This window comes from Chroococcidiopsis sp. SAG 2025, from assembly GCF_032860985.1.
In the GTDB taxonomy this organism is placed as follows: domain Bacteria; phylum Cyanobacteriota; class Cyanobacteriia; order Cyanobacteriales; family Chroococcidiopsidaceae; genus Chroococcidiopsis.
This window is the reverse complement of record NZ_JAOCNC010000001.1, coordinates 269,767-288,732: the sequence shown is the minus strand read 5'-3', so window position 1 is coordinate 288,732 and position 18,966 is coordinate 269,767. Positions and strand designations below refer to the sequence as shown.

15 protein-coding genes are annotated in these 18,966 nt (G+C 43.3%); 1 reads left to right on the top strand and 14 read right to left on the bottom strand.

The genetic code is table 11. From position 1 onward, the window contains the following. Positions 1 to 12 precede the first annotated feature (12 nt). The gene (locus N4J56_RS01365; protein WP_317104799.1) at positions 13 to 1,083 is read left to right on the top strand and encodes a glycosyltransferase family 4 protein; all 1,071 of its coding nucleotides are present in this window, start codon (positions 13 to 15) and stop codon (positions 1,081 to 1,083) included. Positions 1,084 to 1,157: 74 nt separating this feature from the next. Here N4J56_RS01365 and N4J56_RS01360 read toward each other — a convergent pair whose 3' ends face one another. From N4J56_RS01360 to N4J56_RS01295, 14 genes are all read right to left on the bottom strand, one after another. Next, the gene (locus N4J56_RS01360) at positions 1,158 to 2,678 is read right to left on the bottom strand and encodes an O-antigen ligase family protein (RefSeq protein WP_317104797.1); all 1,521 of its coding nucleotides are present in this window, start codon (positions 2,676 to 2,678) and stop codon (positions 1,158 to 1,160) included. A 78-nt stretch (positions 2,679 to 2,756) separates the two neighbouring features. Next, complete coding sequence (locus tag N4J56_RS01355; protein WP_317104796.1) at positions 2,757 to 3,713, bottom strand: glycosyltransferase family 2 protein; 957 nt, start codon at positions 3,711 to 3,713, stop codon at positions 2,757 to 2,759. 27 nt (positions 3,714 to 3,740) lie between these two features. After that, positions 3,741 to 4,733: a glycosyltransferase family 2 protein gene (locus N4J56_RS01350; RefSeq protein WP_317104795.1), complete on the bottom strand. Its 993-nt coding sequence runs from the start codon at positions 4,731 to 4,733 to the stop codon at positions 3,741 to 3,743. A 13-nt stretch (positions 4,734 to 4,746) separates the two neighbouring features. Then, on the bottom strand, positions 4,747 to 5,868 hold the full coding sequence (locus N4J56_RS01345) for a glycosyltransferase family 1 protein (protein ID WP_317104794.1): 1,122 nt from the start codon (positions 5,866 to 5,868) through the stop codon (positions 4,747 to 4,749). A gap of 105 nt (positions 5,869 to 5,973) precedes the next feature. Beyond that, a complete protein-coding gene (locus tag N4J56_RS01340; protein ID WP_317104793.1) occupies positions 5,974 to 7,299 on the bottom strand; it encodes a lipopolysaccharide biosynthesis protein in 1,326 nt (441 codons plus the stop codon). A gap of 299 nt (positions 7,300 to 7,598) precedes the next feature. Further along, the gene (gene hepC / locus N4J56_RS01335; RefSeq protein WP_317104792.1) at positions 7,599 to 8,444 is read right to left on the bottom strand and encodes a heterocyst development glycosyltransferase HepC; all 846 of its coding nucleotides are present in this window, start codon (positions 8,442 to 8,444) and stop codon (positions 7,599 to 7,601) included. A gap of 446 nt (positions 8,445 to 8,890) precedes the next feature. After that, positions 8,891 to 10,066, bottom strand: coding sequence for a glycosyltransferase family 4 protein (locus tag N4J56_RS01330; RefSeq protein ID WP_317104791.1), 1,176 nt, complete (start codon positions 10,064 to 10,066; stop codon positions 8,891 to 8,893). A gap of 1,194 nt (positions 10,067 to 11,260) precedes the next feature. Next, on the bottom strand, positions 11,261 to 12,460 hold the full coding sequence (locus N4J56_RS01325) for a glycosyltransferase (RefSeq protein WP_317104790.1): 1,200 nt from the start codon (positions 12,458 to 12,460) through the stop codon (positions 11,261 to 11,263). Positions 12,461 to 12,629: 169 nt separating this feature from the next. Then, positions 12,630 to 13,406: a PIG-L family deacetylase gene (locus N4J56_RS01320; protein WP_317104789.1), complete on the bottom strand. Its 777-nt coding sequence runs from the start codon at positions 13,404 to 13,406 to the stop codon at positions 12,630 to 12,632. A gap of 142 nt (positions 13,407 to 13,548) precedes the next feature. Then, entirely contained in the window at positions 13,549 to 14,553 is a 1,005-nt protein-coding gene (locus N4J56_RS01315; protein ID WP_317104788.1) for an NAD-dependent epimerase/dehydratase family protein, read from the bottom strand. A 37-nt stretch (positions 14,554 to 14,590) separates the two neighbouring features. After that, positions 14,591 to 15,943: a DUF4910 domain-containing protein gene (locus N4J56_RS01310; RefSeq protein ID WP_317104787.1), complete on the bottom strand. Its 1,353-nt coding sequence runs from the start codon at positions 15,941 to 15,943 to the stop codon at positions 14,591 to 14,593. Between the two features lie 215 nt (positions 15,944 to 16,158). Continuing rightward, positions 16,159 to 16,971: an NDP-sugar synthase gene (locus tag N4J56_RS01305; RefSeq protein WP_317104786.1), complete on the bottom strand. Its 813-nt coding sequence runs from the start codon at positions 16,969 to 16,971 to the stop codon at positions 16,159 to 16,161. Positions 16,972 to 17,076: 105 nt separating this feature from the next. Further along, positions 17,077 to 17,619 carry a dTDP-4-dehydrorhamnose 3,5-epimerase gene (gene rfbC / locus N4J56_RS01300; RefSeq protein ID WP_317104785.1) on the bottom strand — a complete coding sequence of 181 codons (543 nt, stop codon included), beginning with the start codon at positions 17,617 to 17,619 and terminating at the stop codon, positions 17,077 to 17,079. Positions 17,620 to 17,635: 16 nt separating this feature from the next. Further along, positions 17,636 to 18,910, bottom strand: coding sequence for a class I SAM-dependent methyltransferase (locus tag N4J56_RS01295; protein WP_317104784.1), 1,275 nt, complete (start codon positions 18,908 to 18,910; stop codon positions 17,636 to 17,638). Between the last annotated feature and the right edge of the window lie 56 nt (positions 18,911 to 18,966).

Genomic DNA, 18,966 nt, shown 5'->3' with positions numbered 1-18,966 from the left:
GTAGGGATATAAATGCACGTACTGCATATTTTGAATCACGTGCTAGAAGCTGGTAACGGCATAGTTAACGTAGCGGTAGACTTAGCGTGTCTGCAAGCACAGGCTGGTTGCAAAGTGGGTGTAGCTTCTGCTGGGGGAGGCTATGAGAAGTTACTCATGCAACATGGTGTCAAGCACTTCAAACTAGACCAGACGAGAAAACCAATCGAGTTAATCGAAGCTGCTAGAGGTTATCGAGCCATTGTCAGAGAGTTTGACCCCGACATCGTTCATGCCCATATGATGACGGGAGTTGTCTTAGCAAGTACTTTGAGATTTCAGTCGAAATACGCTCTCGTATCGACGGTGCATAACGAATTTCAGCGTAGTGCTGTTCTGATGGGCTTGGCAGATCGCGTCATTGCAGTTAGTAAGGCTGTGGCAGACTCTATGGTACGGCGTGGTATTCCAGAGCAAAAACTGCGGGTGATATCTAACGGTACGCTAGGTAGCCCCCGGACTTACCTACTTAAAGAGTGCGTCCCCGTAACCCTAAAACACCCAGCAATCGTAACTGTGGCGGGAATGTACAAACGCAAGGGGATTGCTGAGTTAATTGCTGCCTTTGCCCAAATTGCTGTTGATTTTCCTACAGCTCAGCTTTACTTAGTTGGAGATGGTCCCGATCGCGAACTATTTGAAGTTCAAGCACGGAACACGCCTGTTAGCGATCGCATCCACTTCGAGCGGTTTCAACCACAACCGCAACGCTATTTAATGGCTGCTGACATTTTCGTACTGGCTTCCCACCGCGATCCCTCTCCTTTGGTAATTCCAGAAGCGCGGGAAGCAGGATGTGCTATTGTTGCCACTCACGTCGATGGCATTCCTGAAGCTTTGGACGGTGGGAAGGCAGGCATCTTAGTCCCAGCAGCAGACAGTCATGCTTTAGCAGCTGCTCTGACTGAATTACTGAACGAGCCGCCAATTCTCCACGCTTGGAAAGACAAAGCACGACAGAATATAGAGCGTTTGACAGCGACCAGAGTCCACCAAGAAACCCTAGCAGTCTATGACGAACTTGCCATGCGTGAAGACAGTTGACAGTCATCAGTGAAGAATGGGGTGTGGGGTGTGGGGAGAGGTCGGAATTCGGAATACCTCTACGCCTCAGCAAGCTACGGAAGCGCGGAATTAAATTCTCCCTCTGCCCCTCTGCTCCCTCTGCTTTCTTCCCCGACTCCCGACTCCCGACTCCCGACTCCCAACTCCCTGCTCCCTACCATATTCGTTGACTGCGATCGCTTCTGCTGCTGGTAGTAGTTACGTGCTGCCAAACACATAGCTACAAAACACCAAAAAACCATACCCGCAAGCGAAACTATGGTATTTCCCAGTGGCATCTGAACGAGAACGCCAATACTAATGGCACGGGCAGCACTAGCAAAAGAGTCCAGCCGCAGTTCGGAATTTTGCAGCAGCGTATAGATAATGAGAACAATGCCCCCCAAGTAGGGGATTGCGCCAAACCAGCCCAGGGTGAAGAATAAATCGAGAACGCCACTGTCGAGGATAACTTGTTCTAACTGACCTTCACTGTTAGTAGCGTACATCCCTCCCAACCCTTTACCCAGAAAATCAGATAGAGCAAGATTGAGTTGTTTCTCATAGGTAGCAGCGCGATCGTTAGCACTGGTATCTTTCTGAATGTCTGAAAAAGACTGTAAGCGAGTATTAATGACTTCCGAGAAAGGCTCGATCGTTGCCAACGGGATCACGCACACAGACATCACTAAGATGGAAATAATCAATCGTCGCTGTAGGCGTGCTTTCATGGCAGTTAGCAAGGTGATAAGTGCTACCAGCCACCCACCCCATGCCGCTCTGACTGCCGATAGTAGAAAAGCCAAATACCCTCCGACAGAAGCAGGGATGCGTAAAGTTCCTTTCGTGTTAAATAACAACACCAGACCCGCCATCATTGCCACGGCAAAAGGAAAGGGCGAATGCATGGTACTAAACACGCGAATGCCAAGTGGTTCTGGTCTGCCATTTGTCACCAATTCTGTTTCAATAATCCAGAACCGATCCCACATTGGTGCAACTAAGTATTGCACGACACCATAGACACCGGAAACTAGCACGCCCCAAAGGAAAGTTTGCTGAATTGTCTTACTAAGTTTGGGATAATCGCGCCAGTTGATGAACAGATGGAAGCCAAATAGGATTGGCGTAAACCAGTCCAGACTCGCTCGCGTTGCTGCCATAGGCGAATTCTTCACCAATCCGATTAGAAAACCATAGAGTACGGCAACAAAAGCCAAGATCAAGGGTAAGCCGCCTTGACGATATGCTTTAGGTAAATAGCGAATGAGAGTAATCCCGCTTAGCAACGAGACGAGAAAAGGCGTGACCAGCATTAAACGCTGTGCATCCCAGCCGCTCTTAAAATCGACGATCCGGGCAAGCAACGGCGTGAGAAACCAAATCCACCAAGTAAAGCTGACGTAAAAGACAGGATAGCGAAAATAGAGAAACGCACCTACAACAAAAGCACTCAGTGGGAAAGCATAGCGCGCAACCCCGCTAGCAGCAACTAAGCACAGCGATGCAATCAATACAAATCCGATAATTGCCATCCAAGCTGGTGCTGGCTGCAATCCGAAAGTAGGAGTTGAAAGTGTTTGCTTAGAGTTCACCTAGTAGCATCTCCATGATGACAGCATTTAAACCAAGGCAGATTTCTCAATCGATAATTACAAATTACGAATTACGAATTACAAATGCTGCGCCCATACCTCTGAGGAGCGATCGCGATTGCTCCAAGTTACCCACGCTTGCCAGCGCCCGTGCATGGAGGCAAGCCACTTTTGCCACGCCAATTTTCCTTGACTCGGCAAGAACCGCAATAACTGTACTAAACCCCAAGCATCTCGCGTTCCTACTAAAACTGCCCAGATTGCGAAGGCTATTCGCCGCATAGGAGTCAAGTGTTCCAGCAAAGACAAGGTTTCATTATATGTCATGTTGCTAAAAGCAATTGCATTAAACTGGTTGCGCCGATCTTCGTCAAACCGCTGCCCGAGGTAGTGATCGACGACAATTTGAGGATCGTAAATCAGCTTCCAGCCAGCCCGTTTTAGAGTTAGGCACAACATCAATTCGTGATGTACCTGCGCCCCCGTACCCCGCATCCGCTCGTCAAAGCGGATACGAGCGATCGCCGAACGCCGATAACTGGAGTTTACCCCTTTAAGTATGTCAACTTCACGGGCATTTCCTACGCCAAGATGGTGGTTGCCAATCGCTCGTCCAAACCACTGCAATCGACCGACTACGTGAGATTGACCTTCGACGAGCTGCGTTCCGTAGTGCATTCGATCGCGTCCGCCAACACCACCCACTTTCTCATCTGCTAAATAGTGAGCTTCAATTCGCTCCAACCAATCGGGGTGGGGTGCGGCATCGTCATCGGTAATGGCAATAATCTCTCCTTTTGCCACCTCAACGCCTGCATTCATGGCTGCTACTACTCCCGGGACGCTCACCTTAACAGTGCGCAATGGTAAAGCATGAGGGTCTAATCCTGCTAGTAATTGCCAAGTTTCCGTATCGCTATCGCGGACGACCACCAGCACCTCATCCGCCGGTCGAGCTTGCTGTTGTAAAGCCACTAAACAGCGTGCCAAGTCTTGCGAACGGCGATAAGTAGGTATCAAAACAGAAATCATCATGACTTGCTAACTCCACGACTCACCCGATTAGACTTTTAATAGCTTGACGATTGACCCAGGCGTAAAGCTCAGGGTCAGTGCAGCTACACTACGCAAGTTTAATTGGTATTGGATTGCTTTCCAGAAATGGGGGCGTGCTGCCGCAATTTGTCCAGACCGCATCAGACCAATTCCCAAAGTCGTGTGAGATTGTGCTAATTTGGCTCTAAAATACGGGCGAAATTGTTGTAAACACTCGTCTGCTATGAATTGCTCGTAACAAAAGATTCCTGCTTTACCCGTGCGAATCTTCGCCTGCACGTTTTTTTTGCCGCTGATTTGCGTCTCTGATTGGGGGTGAATGCGGTAGCGCGTCAATCTTTCGGGATAGTAGTAAGCACCCTTACCAGATCGGCAAGCAAGATATGCCAAGTAGAGATCCCAAAACAATCCTACTTCCAACGGGATGCTATCCCAATCGATCGCATCTCTACGGATGACAGTTGCTAGGGCGATGAATACGGACTGATCGACCACACTCAACTCGTAAAAAGGTTGGTAAATTCCTTCTTTCAGCCGCGATCTCTGCCAATACCGCGTATTTTCCTCAGTTTTTAGATAATCGATTTTATCCTCTGAGTCAATCACGTAATGATCGCAAAAAGCGACAACTAATTCTGGATTAGCATCAAGATATGGTACGAGTTTTACTAAATAATCTTCATTCCACAGATCGTCATCATTTAAACTCGCAACATACTTGCCTTTTGCTTCTTTAAATGCACTCGTGACATTTAATGCAATGCCTAAGTTCTGTGGATTGCGACGTAACCGAATCCGGGGGTCTTGAAACTCGTCAATAATTGCTTGAGGATTGTCAGGACTGCAATCGTCAGATACGATGATTTCGATATTACGATATGTTTGGCGTACCGCACTCGCGATCGCTTTTCTCAAGTATTCTGGGCGATTGTAGGTAGGAATAATAACACTAACTAACGATTCTGGCGCTGTTATAGTGGTAGTTATATTCGTAGACATAGGTGGTTATTTATTATAATTTTTCGCTGACTGTATTCAGAAAGCGTAACGTTGTAGGTACGGGGCTGTAATTTTCTAGCGCCCACTGTCTGCCTTCAATAGATATCTTTTCTAAAATTTCTGGTTCGCTGGCTATTCTATCCACAGCTAGTTTAATATTGCTCAGATCGATCCCAATGTAGTGTCGCCAGTTTTCTGGCATGACCGGAATCATAAAACCGTACTTGTCAAAATCCTCGCGCACGCTAACGCATCCTGCTGCAAGGGACTCCCAGTAACGCCAGTTATCCCAATCTGTAATCCGATTTGATTTCCACTCCAATTTGCTGAGAATTTTTTTGAGCAAACGACTTGTTGCCGTAGAAGGATCGCGAGGTATAGGAGTGACAAAAAAGCCACCAAAACAGGCGCAAGCAGCGTAATCTTTTAAACTTTGGAAATAACCTGGCGAATGTCTTCTCCCTGTTTGCGACCAATGCATGTAGTGATAAGGCTCTGTAGAAAAGTTATCCAGACCTTCAACGACATTATTAACTGGTAGAGCTGCATTGATTTGAGGCAGCAGTTCTTTACGAACTATTCGCCTGACAGAGTGCTTGATTTTGTGCGGTTCTCTAAAATTAACTAACAATTGTCTTTTTCTTGCCTGGATCGGTGGAATGTTTTCTAATTCTCGCAACATCCGGCTAGATATTCCCTGCGCCCAAGGGCGAATATTGTCGGGATATTTGAAGTAACGATTACAACAAACTTTAAAAATAAAATCAAATTGGCGAAACTCAGGGTTATAAGCGTGCGTTTTACTACCATCATCGCTGTCTAGATAGACAGTAATATATTTTCGATTGGGATGAAATAAATGTTGTGGAAAAGGCTTATCTGCTACTCGAAACCAGTCTTGATTGAGGACAACAATCGAGCAGTCATCTGGTGTAATTTCAGGGTCGTAGCGAAACAGGTACTCTTCTGTATCTGGAGCTAGCCGCCAATAGTTGATATTGGCGTAAGCATCTATTCCTAAAGCTTTTAATCCATCACCCAAGCAAATCATCGTGTGGGGATAGCCTGTTTTTTCAGGAATATCCGGTGGAATGCAATAAAAATAGATTTTGCCACTAAAATTGGTCGATTGCATTCAATTGCCTCCAGTTATGCAACTTATCTCTTGTCGAGGGTCTTTTACTAAGCATAATTTATACCTTATAATCGGTCGCGATCGCCGGAATGATTTGAGCCATCCTCACTGATGTAAAAATACCTGCCGTAAAAAATCTATATCCTTTCTAGTCGCAATCAAACCAGGCGGGCGTACTTTCAGGAGTAGTGGGTAGCCTGCAAGCAAGCAGACTAGGCGAAAGACTGTCGAAATAAATAGCGACCAACCCGCACCTTCCAATCCGTAGATGGGAATGAGTATTATCAATAGGGGTACAGTCACCAATACGCTGATTGCTTCTACAACCGTCAACGCTCCCGGTCTACCTACAGCCATAAAAGCTTGAGCCAAAACCCAAGCTGCGCCTCCAACCGTAATTTCTGCACTGAGAATGCGAAAAACACCAACAGCTTCAACAAATTTTTCACCATAAAGCAACTGAATCAAAAACGGAATTGGGATTGCAACTGCTAGGGCAACGACTATAGTGACAGCCGTACTGACACGGACTGCTCGTCCAGTTAAAGCCACCACCTCTTCAATCGGACGTGCGGCAATTTTGGGTAGCAAGACGGTAATCGTCGAACTGTGAAATAAACCAAGCATTCGAGATACACTCAAAGCTAGCGTATACAAACCCATCGAAGCAGGGGATAGCATAGTCACCACTAATGCTTGATCGATCTTCTCGGCTAGAGTTCCTAGTAAGTTCATGCCATAAGCACGAATGCCGTAACCGACTAACAATCGATAGGCACTGCCTAACCCTTTCCAACGGGGGCGAAAGCGCTGCCATAAATATCTCGACATCCAGAAAAATAGAGGCAATCCAGGTACGCTGTAGGCTAGAGCGGCAGTCAAAGGAGTCAGTTGCTCGGTCGATGCCAACACGCCCAAAATAGCTAGAGTAAATAATGGTTGTAAGGAACGAAGTTGATTGACAAAGGTAAACTCTTGGTTTGCTTCCAGGATTGAGAAAAAAATTTCTGTTAAAAGGACGATCGGAGCTAAGAGCATGTACCATTGGGCAAAGCGAATCACATCTGCCGAGTACTGTGGTAGGAATCTTGGCATGAATACGATGCCGAGCGTCATGGCAAATAAACCCAGTACCATGCTCAATCCAAGAGCTGCTGAAAAAAGTTCCGATTCTTTTTCTGGATGACGCTTGAAGTTGTATTGTATGGCAGATGGTAAGCCCAACATTAAGAGGTAAGCTAAAAACTGAGGCCAAAGGGCGATCGCGTTATATTCACCTCTTCCTTGTGGCTCCAAGGCTCTAGACGTAATGATTCCAGTCCCCATGTTGGCGGCTAGCACGAGTATTCTTGCCATAACTGTCTGCAAAGTTGCAGCGGTAGAACTACGTCCGCTCAAAACCCACTGAACTCGACTTTTGATTGCTTTCATTTACCAAACTCCAAGCCATCGGTACTCAATACTCGATTTGGGTTATGTATAACTGGTTGTTGAAGCGATCGGTATTGCAGCTCAAAATAGGATTTCCCCATCTTAGCTGGTTCAATCCATCTAAATGTATCTATTCTCATGTTGCTATTGGAGTTTAGTTTTCTAACTGCGCTAGCTGCTAGCGGGTAGCTAACAGATCGAAATTGTAGATGAACTGAAAATTTAGTTATGTATTTTCTGACAACACCTGAACAAACAACTGCCAAGTCGAAAACTGCAAAATCAAAAACTGTGAGTGCTTAGTGCTTGTACTTCACTCCTACCGAGTGCAGTTTTTCTATGCTGCGTTCGGACTGTGGTTCTTGGTGTCGCGCTTCTAAAAGTTGCTTTTTGTCAAGTGTTTTTTTGTCTAAACTCAACCTGACCACCTGCTCCAAAGTCAGATAGCGTCGTTCGACAATTCCGATCTCTCCTCGCAAAGCATTGAATAGCTTCGGCAGTCTATCAAAATGATATCTACGCAGCCATCGATCCAAATCTTCGAGTTGAGAGCGTCCGTAACGCTCCAGCAGATTTTTTGACTCGTACTGTGCGTCGTTTTCTCGTTGTTTAGGGTTGGCTGTTGCGATTAATTGAAATTTGTATAATCTGAATAGCTTACCTTGCTGGCTCACGTACCACTGCCGATCGCAGGTGAATGGGTTGGGCGATCGCCAGCAGGATATGCAGAGCAATGCGAGTAGTGCAGGACTGAGCAGTAAAATTAACAGAGCTGCGATCGCTCGGTCGAGCAGCTCCTGCAATTTCCCACCAATCAGATTTTGTCGCTTTGCTCTTTTTAGTTGAGGTGGTAGGCGCAGAAATGCTGTTTTATTTGCTTGAGCGCACGCATCAGCCCATAGTTCGATCTCTGCCTCTCCAAGATTAGGATCGAGGCATACCCCCTTTAATGATGACAGCTTTAAACGGTCTACTAACCATTCCTGACTGTCAAGCCTAGAGAGATACATTTTTCTTGTTGATGCTAAATTTACAACCAGATATTGTTGTCGCCACCTCAGTTTATAGCGCAAAATTTGATTAGTTTGGCGCTCTCGCTCGATAGTAGAGCTATTAGGCATAATTCCAGCTTTAGATGTTGACATGTAACGGCTATAGTGTTTCAATTCCCCAAGCAGGGATGAGATCCAGAATTAAATGCAAATTGGAATCTCTAATAGAGATATTTATTTGCTTACAGGCGAACTGACTTACAAATCAATTTGTCCAAGTATTTTCAAGAGTATGACCTCAACTTGTGTAAAATGGCAATTAAAAAGTTTTAGATTTGTATGTCTTAAATAAAATGACACGTTGGACTTACGTGATTTCGGAAATGATTGAGCAAATTTATACTTATGTTATGCAAAATCCCTTAAAACAACCACGATATTAGCCAGCTTTCACTGTTTCTTTACAGTCAATACTCGAACTATATAAAACTTTTATAAAAAATATATAAAGCCTACGCAGTACCACTAATCCTTTCGATTAGCAAGTACTAACTTTCCTAGAACAGGACTTAAAAATTTGAGGTTGAATAATTGGCACATTATCTTAACAAGACTTGGCGCACTTGTAATACAATCTTCTGCCAATCAAAATGAGTTGCAGCATACTGCCGACAAGCATCTCTAGAAGGTAACGAACTTGGGTCGGTCAGTAATTCCGTTAATCTCCGAGCGATCGCAGTTGCCTCGCTTGTATCAGCAATTAATTCTGGTGAAAACGGAGCTAAAATTTCTGGCATTCCGCCTATAGGAGTACATAACACGGGAGTGCCGCAAGCAAGAGATTCTAAAACTGTTAAACCAAAACCTTCCAATGATTGGCTGGGCATGACACAAAGATCTGCTGCTTGGTAAGCGATCGGCAATTGCTCGTCTGGTAAAAAACCTAGAAATTTTACGTGTTCTTGCAGTTCCATCTCTGCGACTTGTTGTTCTAAAACTGGTTTGAGCGGTCCTTTATCAGATATAGCCAACAAGACATAAGGAATTTTTGGCTTGATTTGTGCCAGGGCTAGCATTAACTTGTCTAAACCCATGCGGTGAACCAAGCGACGGGGCGCGAATAGAATCAATCGGTCTGAAGGAAAGTTTAAATGAGTCCGAGCTTGTTGCCGCGATAAGTTGGGCTGGAAGCGTTGTAAATCAACCCCACCTGGAATGACATTAATTTTGTGCCATGGTACTTGATATGTTTGATGCAAAATCTCGCCAAAGGCACGGCTGAGAACGATAAAGCGATCGCAACGACGATAAACCGTTTTTTCTACCAAGTGCTGTTTTAGCAACACGCTCAGTTGACTGCTACCTTCCTGAGCGCTTTCTAATGCCCAAGGACCGTGGAAAGTGAAGGTTATTGGTACGCCCTTCGGCAAACTCTGCAACAATGGCAAACTGTACAGAGCAAAATTCAGGTTAATTGCGTCTGGCTGCTGCAATTGCCGCTCGGCAAAGTTACAACGAGTTGACCATAATCGCTGCCAGAGGGGACGGTCGGGTGCAGCTAAATTGACTAACTCTACTGCTGAGTTATCTAGTATTGGCAAACCCAGACCATATAGGGTAACGCGATCGCCTGCCGCAGCTAGATGATGCGTTAGTTCGTATACGTAGCGGTCTAGTCCTCCTGGCGCGTGCGGAAACCACCCCATACCAAGGCAGTCAATACGTGCAGGTGTAGCTACAGAGTTATCTTGTTTTGGCAAACGATCTGATATCATCTAAGCCCATGACCAAATTAACAATTAACATTACGCTCTAGCGAGAGCCTTTACGCCTGCTGCCGTCACTTTTCGGCACTTACAAGCTAGTGTGGCGCAATCCAACCTAGCATGGGAAAAACTTAGCATTGTCAACCAAAGCTAATGGGTCATTTGCATGTTATGTTTCTTGAGAGAGCGCGTTGCTTACGGGCGCACCAAGCTTCGGAATTGGCGATCGCGTCAAGCAAGTCAGCATTCATAGTCAATTTCAGCCTCTCAATCGGTATAAAGTCGGTATAAGCGGATTATACAGATGCGATTGCCCATCTCTCTAGCGCAAAATTCTCAGTTATAATCCCATTCTCCTTCGCAATATAGCAGATGCCTGAAATAAAATCGAAGAATTTTTCCATCTTCTCCAAAGTTACTCTGCTTAAAACAATTGCTCCTGAGAAGAACAAGAATATTTATCACTTACTATGACAGATGTCTTAGAAAGCACCAGCGTTAACTACACAACCATAAATCAATTACGAATCGCTCACCAATTTTAATTGTATGACAATCCGTTGACCTCTTCACAAAGTCGTAGTTTTTCTCGGTGAGATAGGGTGCATCTAGAATCTAGCTATTTTGCCCTTGAGATTTTTGCGCTCGCGATGAGCATGAGTTATATCAGTTATACAAACTCTATAACTATCCTCACTTCAAAAATCGCCCGCTTATGCGGTCTAAAATGACAACCTACGATCGCTTGGAAAATTTTCGATTTATTGAGAATTATTTGCTATTTCAACGTAGTTCGACTTCCTCGCTCAGACATGTCTATTTCGCTCTCAAGCAGCGACACAAAAAATAGTACTAATCGATTGTGTTTTTGAACAACTATCATTTTAGATGAAAAATTAACTATTTTTAAGTATACTCATAGCTTCTATTTAGCTCAGAAAAGGATCGACTACCCAATATAGCTCGGTTAGTGACGCAAAGATCGTAGAAGCTCGCCTAACCCTCTTAATCAGGAGGTAAGCGTTCTCTCCTTTTTAAGGAGATTGGAGGAACTTGCACCAACAAACAAGTATGGGATTGACTACCAAACTCCTATGAGTTTTCATTCAAGCAATAGCGATAAGCTAATTTCACCTAATCTAATCCAACTATTATTTTACTACCTTGAAAGCTAGTTGAGATAGAGCAAGTAGCAGTTTCCGATTAATTTAAATCTTTTGATTTTCCAAAAGTATCAATAATTTCTGTCATCACCCTACGATATTCTTGAGAATACTTCTCTCGTGTATGATTTGCCCTCACAAATTCCCACGCTCGCCGTGCCATTGCCTTTAACTCTGCTGGAGGTAGGCTAGATATTTTCTGAATCTCTTTTTTAATTTCTGCTATGGAAGCTTCTTTTAAGATAACTCCATAATCATCTCTGACATCTACACTAGCTTCGTAAGTCACAATTGGGATTAAACCAGCGTGCATACAGGTAATTACACAACCGCCACCACCTTCAGAACACGAAGGATAAATAATGCCAAGACAAGAATTAGCAATTTTTACAAAGTCAGGACTACTAACATCGATCCATCCATAAGTATGAATGTTAGGAGTATGATAAAGTTCTCTATAAAAGGCTTTTTCAAAATCTAGCTCTTTGCTAACCGGCCCGCAGATAGTTAAGTGGTAATCTGGCATTTCTGCAAAAGCTTCTAAAACTAGATCTAACCCTTTATGAACTGCTCCATTACTACCAAACCATAAAAAACTCCGACAACAAGTAGAAAAATCTTTTTCTACTGGAAATGGATAAACTTCAGTTGTCGAAATTGGCACGCGATATACTGGTTTGCGAGCATATTTAAAGGTATTAATCGTAAATTCATTGCCTAAAACGATCGTGCAGTCCGCGTACTCAACTCCTTTATTCGGTGGCTCAAACCTGTTATTGCGTAGAGTTATACCTCTTCTTTGTTGCAAGGCATATAATCGATTGCACTCCGCCGCATTATGAAATACGATATGAGCTGTATCAGCATACAAAATTCTGATACAATTTCGAGCGAGTATTGGAGCTAATCTTTCTAAATTATGCCGACTATCTATTGCGATAGAATATTTCTTTTGAGGTATAAATAAATCGTTAAATAAGGTAATAACGTCAACACAATAACCTAAATCTAATAAAATTCTCACCATCTCTACAGTTTCCCAGTGATGGGTATGCTTATTGCAAACTGCTTCAGTAGATTTGGCGAGAAATGGATCGAGGTTATATGAAATTAGAGCGTTTCCTTTGGCAATGCCTTCTGGTTTGAAAGACGCAACTTTAAGACGATTAACTCGACCTTTAATTTTGCCAACAATAAAATTGAAGTAGTGACCCAGACGATGCAAAAAGTTAGCAATCATAGCTGTTCTATTGCTATCTATAATTTGGAATATTCATATATCTGAACTCTGTTTTTAGGTAAAAACAGAGTTGTTATTTTAGTTTACTGCGAACATTCAGGCTACTATTTTAGTTTACCGCGAACATTATCTGTTCTTAATAACTTGTAACTGTAAAGTCGAAATGACTTTATTCTTTGAAAAATAATTCGTATGGCGAAAAAAATCGTCGTAAGAAACCACGACTGAGACCAGGAATCTGCGATTGATAAGTTTCTATAGCTTGATGTTTTCGATCGCGAACGGAATTAATCAGTAGTCGATAAGCGCCGTCGAGATCTCTCTTTTGAAGTTGAAATGAAAGAGGATTTTGCCAGAATATCCAAATGGGATATTGTAGTAGCTCTACCTGCATTCCAGACTGGGCGATCGCAGTCCGGACTAGATCGTAAGTTGCTTCGTGATCGGCGTGAAAATCTTTGCGATGCGGAACGTAAACTTCCCCCGGCGCAGTTTTTTGTAACAATTGAACGATCTGCGCGACTAAGTTTTGGCGCGATTCACTGGTCAAGTTTGCCAAAGTACCGTCGATTTGGTCGAGAAAAATAATTTCTGAATCAGCAACTCCAAGAACATTAAGCGCAGTTAGGGCTTCTTTTTTACGCAAGTTAATCACTTCTACCGTTTCCATATGTTCGAGGAAACCATAGCGCCCGTCAGTCATAAATACGACTTTTACTGGGACTCCCTGCTGGCGTTTGAGGGCGATCGCGCCACCACAGCCTAAAGTTTCATCATCTTGGTGAGGAGCAAAAACGATCGCCGATTTCTGGCTGAGCGCTAGAGGTTTGCTTTTGCCCGCTACAATCCATAAAAATAATAAATAAGAAGTTAAATTTCTTAAGTGCAAGCCGACAATACCTTTTAGCCTGTTAATAATTTCTTGTTCTCTTTGTTTACTCGTCATATTTTTTACTAACCATATTTATCAATCGCTTGTTTCAAACTCAGAATTATAACTTGCACGCGCTATAACTAATGAAGACTGAAGCAATTGGCATAAATTTTTTATCGGACAATTTAGTCCAAAACATACAACTACGAGCGCTTTAAGTGCGCTCGGCTTTTGACTGCTGGCGAAACCAATCAACTGTAGAAACTAAGCCTGTTTCTAGAGAAAATTTCGGCTGCCAGCCTAATTTATCTAAAGTCAAGGTTATGTTTGCTACTCGCACTTTTTCTACTGGTCGGTCGGGTAAAGCACCAAACAAAGGTTCTATTTGTGGGTTAATTATTTGCGTTAGTTGTTCTACGAGCGAACGAATAGAAACTAAGTTGCCCGAACCCAGATCGAAGGTATATCCTTCAACTCCAACTACTTTTGCTGCCGCTAGCATACCGTCAATCACATCATCAACGTAGATCCAGTCAACTTCTCGCGTACCACTGGCTAGTTTGGGCGCTTCGCCTTGGAGTAGAGATAGGGTAACGGAAGGAATAATTTTATGGATGGGTTGCCTGGGTCCGTAGGTCATAAACGGGCGCACGAGAACTACAGGTGTTTGGTAGAGATGGTGAAACATCCGGCTGTAAGCAACACTAGCCCACTTAGCAGCAGAATATGGTGAAATTGGCGCAATTTCACCTTGTTTTGGTTCTGGTTCCTCTAATGAACCGATCGTGACTATGCGATCGCACTGCATTTGAGTCGCAACTGTCAAGATATTGACAGTACTCACTACTAAACTGTGAAATGTGGGCAACACCAACTCTAAACCAGCAACACCAGTAATCAGCCCAGATAAATGAAAGACTATCTGGGGCTGAATCGTCTGAAATAGGTTTTGCACGACTTCCAAATCTTCCACATTGCCTTGCCACCAATGCAGTAATTCACGATCTGTCGTGCGTTCTGTGCGAGAAATAGCATGAACTTCCGCACCATTTTGACAGAGGCGATCGCACAAATGAGAACCCAAAAATCCACTCGCACCCGTGACTAAAATTTTCTTTCCCGATAATTCCGCCAGCGCGTCACTCATTTTAACTTCAACTATTTGGGCAATAGATTCATCTTCTTTGTCATAGTCTAGATCGCAGTCAGATTGACTCATCTATATATAGATGTATTTTATGAAAATTTTTATGCTTTCATAGCTGGTTCTGGGGCTTAGCTTTCAACAGCTCGCAGCCCGCTAGAGCGTCTGCTGCTTGCTTGATGACATCAAAACTGAGTTGCGATCGCTCGGCTATGTCTAATAAACTGTATTCGCCATCAGATAAGTTGAGAACCCATAACAAAGCTAGCTCATTCACTTGTTCTTCTGCATGACCGCCTACAGCTCTGTACAGTCCTCTTTTACCCAGGCGTGGTTCGCATTTAGGATTTTGATTTAAGTAAATGCGATTATTTTCTAATACGTGCAAAATTGACAAGAATTTGGCGAACGAGTCACCTAAATACTCTGGTTGCACGAAGCTCAAATTATCTGCGGAGGTATGATATTCAGAATACTGACCGTGGGAGGATCGCATGAAACAACCTACTGGCAAATTAAATCCGGGAGAACAATATTGCCGTTCGTCGTAGCCGTAGGGAAAAAAGTCAATAACTTGATATTCCAAGCCAGAGTGTTGCATGACGTGGATTGCAGCTCGATCTATCTGGGTGTCACCCCGACGACTTCTTTTATAAGTATATTTTCCTGCGTCACCTACGCCAGTAACAACTAAGCCGTGAGCAATTTTATTAACATTTTGCTCGTTTAAAGCTAACCAGGTTACGGAACCAATCGTACCTGGAATAAACAGAAATCTATAAGAGTATCTTCGTTGTTGAATTTGACTGAGATGTTTAGCTAACAATGTAGCTAACGATATGCCGGAAAGATTATCGTTACATAAAGATGGATGACAGGTATGGCAAGAAATTAAAATTTCTTCTGGCGTTTCACCTGGTAAATAATATTCACCATAGGTCAAATATCCAGGTTCTAAACTCGACTCGATACAAATTTCGTATTCTTCATCTTCCAGCGATAAAAATTGTGTGTGACTTAAGCAAAAACCCCAAGTTTCTTTATAGTATGAAGTTCGATATGGGATGCGATCGGGATATTCTGGCAGTGTATGTATATGTGCTTTTAATTCAGATAAGCTGACAGTTTTATGTACTGGAACGCTATAGTTCACGACATGTAAATTGCATTTTTGGAAGTCTACAATTTTCCTCCCTTTTGAATTTTTGATATACGCATCTTTAATATTCCATTCTTTTGGTATCGTCCAGTCAAAAACTTCCGTGCCTGTAGAAATTTCTGCTATTTCTAGAGGAATTTGTTCTTGAATAATTTTTAGGGTTTCTCGGACTCCATTACCTGTAATACTACGACAAATTGGATATAATCGAGATATCATTTGATAAATTTGTCGTCCTATATCGTTTGAGTTGAGAGATTTCCTTAAATAAGATAAGTTATGAATACTCGGACTAACTTGAATCATAATTTTACTCTTACAACAAGTTCGTTACTAATTTTATATATGCAATTAAAGTTATTTTAACAGGTTCTGTAAATCAAAACTATTTTCGACCAAAAGTAGAAAATTCATCGAAATCGGATGATTCGATCTATTTTAGAGACTTAAGATATTTATCTGAGATCTGAGAGCCAAATTGAACGAAGAATACGTGAGGAGCTTTTCATCAATTTCAAACGCTACATTTTCTCAGATGTTAAGTAGCGTATGGCTCGCTGTAAATCTGCTGGAGTACCGATATCTAAGTACGCTCGGCGATCGCAGATTTCTGCTTCTACTTGCAAACCAGCATCAATGGCTGCTTGAAAAACATCTCCAATCGGAACTTCGCGAGGTGGACAAGAATTATTGTGTCGCTCTATTTCTAACTTAGCAACAAACTGATGAAGAAACTCTGTAAAACTTGGTTTCCAGACAGCAGCACACCAGCTGTATTGCAATTCACTTTGGGCGGGTTTTTCAATAATTTGCCTTACCCATCCTCGATCGTCGAAGTCAACCATACCACCTTTGTGCGAATGCTCCAGCGGTAGCAAGTTGATTGCTACATCTGCATTGCCAGCATAAAGCCTTGTCAGCAAACGCTTGTAGGTATCATTTGGTTGAAAGAGAATATCGGGAAACCCCATCGCGATCGCTGCATCTTTAACAAAAGGATACGCGCGATCGAGGGTATATGGCACGCCAAAGGGTAAACCTACTACCAGATAGCCTAAGTCCAAACCTACGATGTCGCCGTCACCAAAATAGGCAGGAATATCCCATTTTCCAGGGCGTAGGAGAAAGAAAGCCTTCCGAATCCCTGCCGTTTGCATCTTTTCCAGCAAGTAATGAGATACAACTTTGGGACGCAGGCTACCATCTACTTGAGAGCGAAAGCCAATCGGATACAATTCCTTGCTACAAGGCAAGGGAGAAATGCGGGTTGCTTGTCCCCCTGCTGGTAACAGCCCGATGACTTCCTGCTGTGGATTGTAGTTATAAGTTGCCATTTACAGTTATCAGTTGTCAGCGTTCCTTTACCTCTTAACCAACTACCAACTTCCAACTACCAGTTGCCAGTACCCACTACTCACGACTCACTTCCAACAGGATGACTATTTAATTAAAACCGTTTCTAGCAAATCCCATTCCAGATCTTTGCGAGAAATTTCGCTGACTGGTAGCTGCCACTGAATATCCAAAATCGGATCGTTGTAGCGCAACCCCCGCTCGTATCCAGGCGTATAAGACTTATTCATCTGATACGCTATCTCTGTATTATCGTCAAGAGTTTGATAGCCGTGAGCGAACATTTCTGGAATGTATAGCGCCCTATGATTATCGGCAGTCAACTCCACACAGATATGAGATAAGTATGTGGGAGAATCGAGGCGCAAATCGACAATACAATCGTAGATTGCTCCTTGAGTGCAGCGAACTAACTTTGCCTCTGTTGCTGGAGCCGCTTGGTAATGCATTCCTCGCAACGTACCTTTTTTATGATTGAAGGCAATGCTGCACTGGACGTTAGTAATTTCTAAGCCAAGCGCAGCAAATTCGCGATCGCAAAAAGTCCGCGCAAAAAACCCCCGACTATCCTCTTTTGGCTCTATGTCAATGATGTACGCTCCTTGGAGCGCCGTTTCAGTAAAAAGCATAGGCTTGATAGTGGCATTAGCTCGCTATAGTAGACAAAACCTGTTGCTGAATCGCTGGATAAACTCGTACTTCTGGAATCGGCACGACGAACTGTCCACCCCATTCAGCAATATATGCCATCTGGGTCATAATCTCTTCTTTCAAATTCCAGGGTAAAATCAACACGTAATCGGGCTGTGTTTCGCGGATTTTATCTGGATGCAGAATTGGAATATGAGTTCCAGGTAGGAATAAACCTTGTTTATAAGGACTGCGATCTACAGTGTAGTCGATGAAGTCTTTGCCCACGCCGCAGTAATTCAGTAGGGTATTGCCTTTAGCTGGCGCACCGTAAGCAGCGATCGTCTTTCCTTGAGATTTAGCTTCGATCAGAAATTTCAGCAGCTTGCGCTTGGTTGCCTTAACTTGTTCGCCAAATGTCAAGTAAGTTTCAATATCTTCCAACCCAGCAGCCGCTTCTTTTGCCTTCAGTTGCTTGACGCGGTTGCTAAGTGCTGGCTCTACTGCATCGCTATGCTTGCCGTAAATTCGTAAAGAACCGCCATGCGTCGGGAGTTCTTCGACATCAAACAACGTTATCCCATGCGCGGCAAACATTTTCTCTACTGTAATGAAGGAGTAGTAAGAAAAATGCTCGTGATAAATCGTGTCAAACTGATTTTGCTGCATCAATTGCAGTAAGTGAGGAAATTCCATTGTCAAGATGCCATTTTGCTTCAAGACAATTTTCATGCCACCGATAAAGTCATTCACATCGGGGACGTGAGCCAAAACGTTATTTCCCAACAATAGGTCTGCCGATTTTCCTTCTGCAACCATTTCTTTAGCCGTGTTTACGCCAAAGAATTTTACCCAAGTCGGAATTCCTTTTTCAGCTGCTGCTTTAGCGGTGTTTGCCGCTGGTTCTACTCCTAGTACTGGAATGCCTTTTTGATGAAAATATTGCAGCAAGTAACCGTCGTTGCTAGCAATTTCGACTACTTGGCTGGCTGCATTAAACTTGAATCTTTCTACCATCAACTCAGTATAAGCTTTGGCATGTCTAAGCCAGCTTTCGGAGTAAGAAGAAAAATAAGCATAGTCGCCGTCACCAAAAATGTGTTCTGGAGATTCAAATTCCTCTAACTGTACCAGAAGACAGCGATCGCAGACGTATGTATGGAGTGGATAAAACTTCTCGGCGCGATTCAAGTGTTCTGAAGTTAAATTATCATTTGCTATAGGTGACATACCTAAATTTGCAAAGGTATATCGCAGTTCGTTGCCACAAAAACGACACTTTTTACTCACTATCCGATTTCTCCTACGATTTAAAGCTAAATTACAAAATAAATTCCACTCAAAGA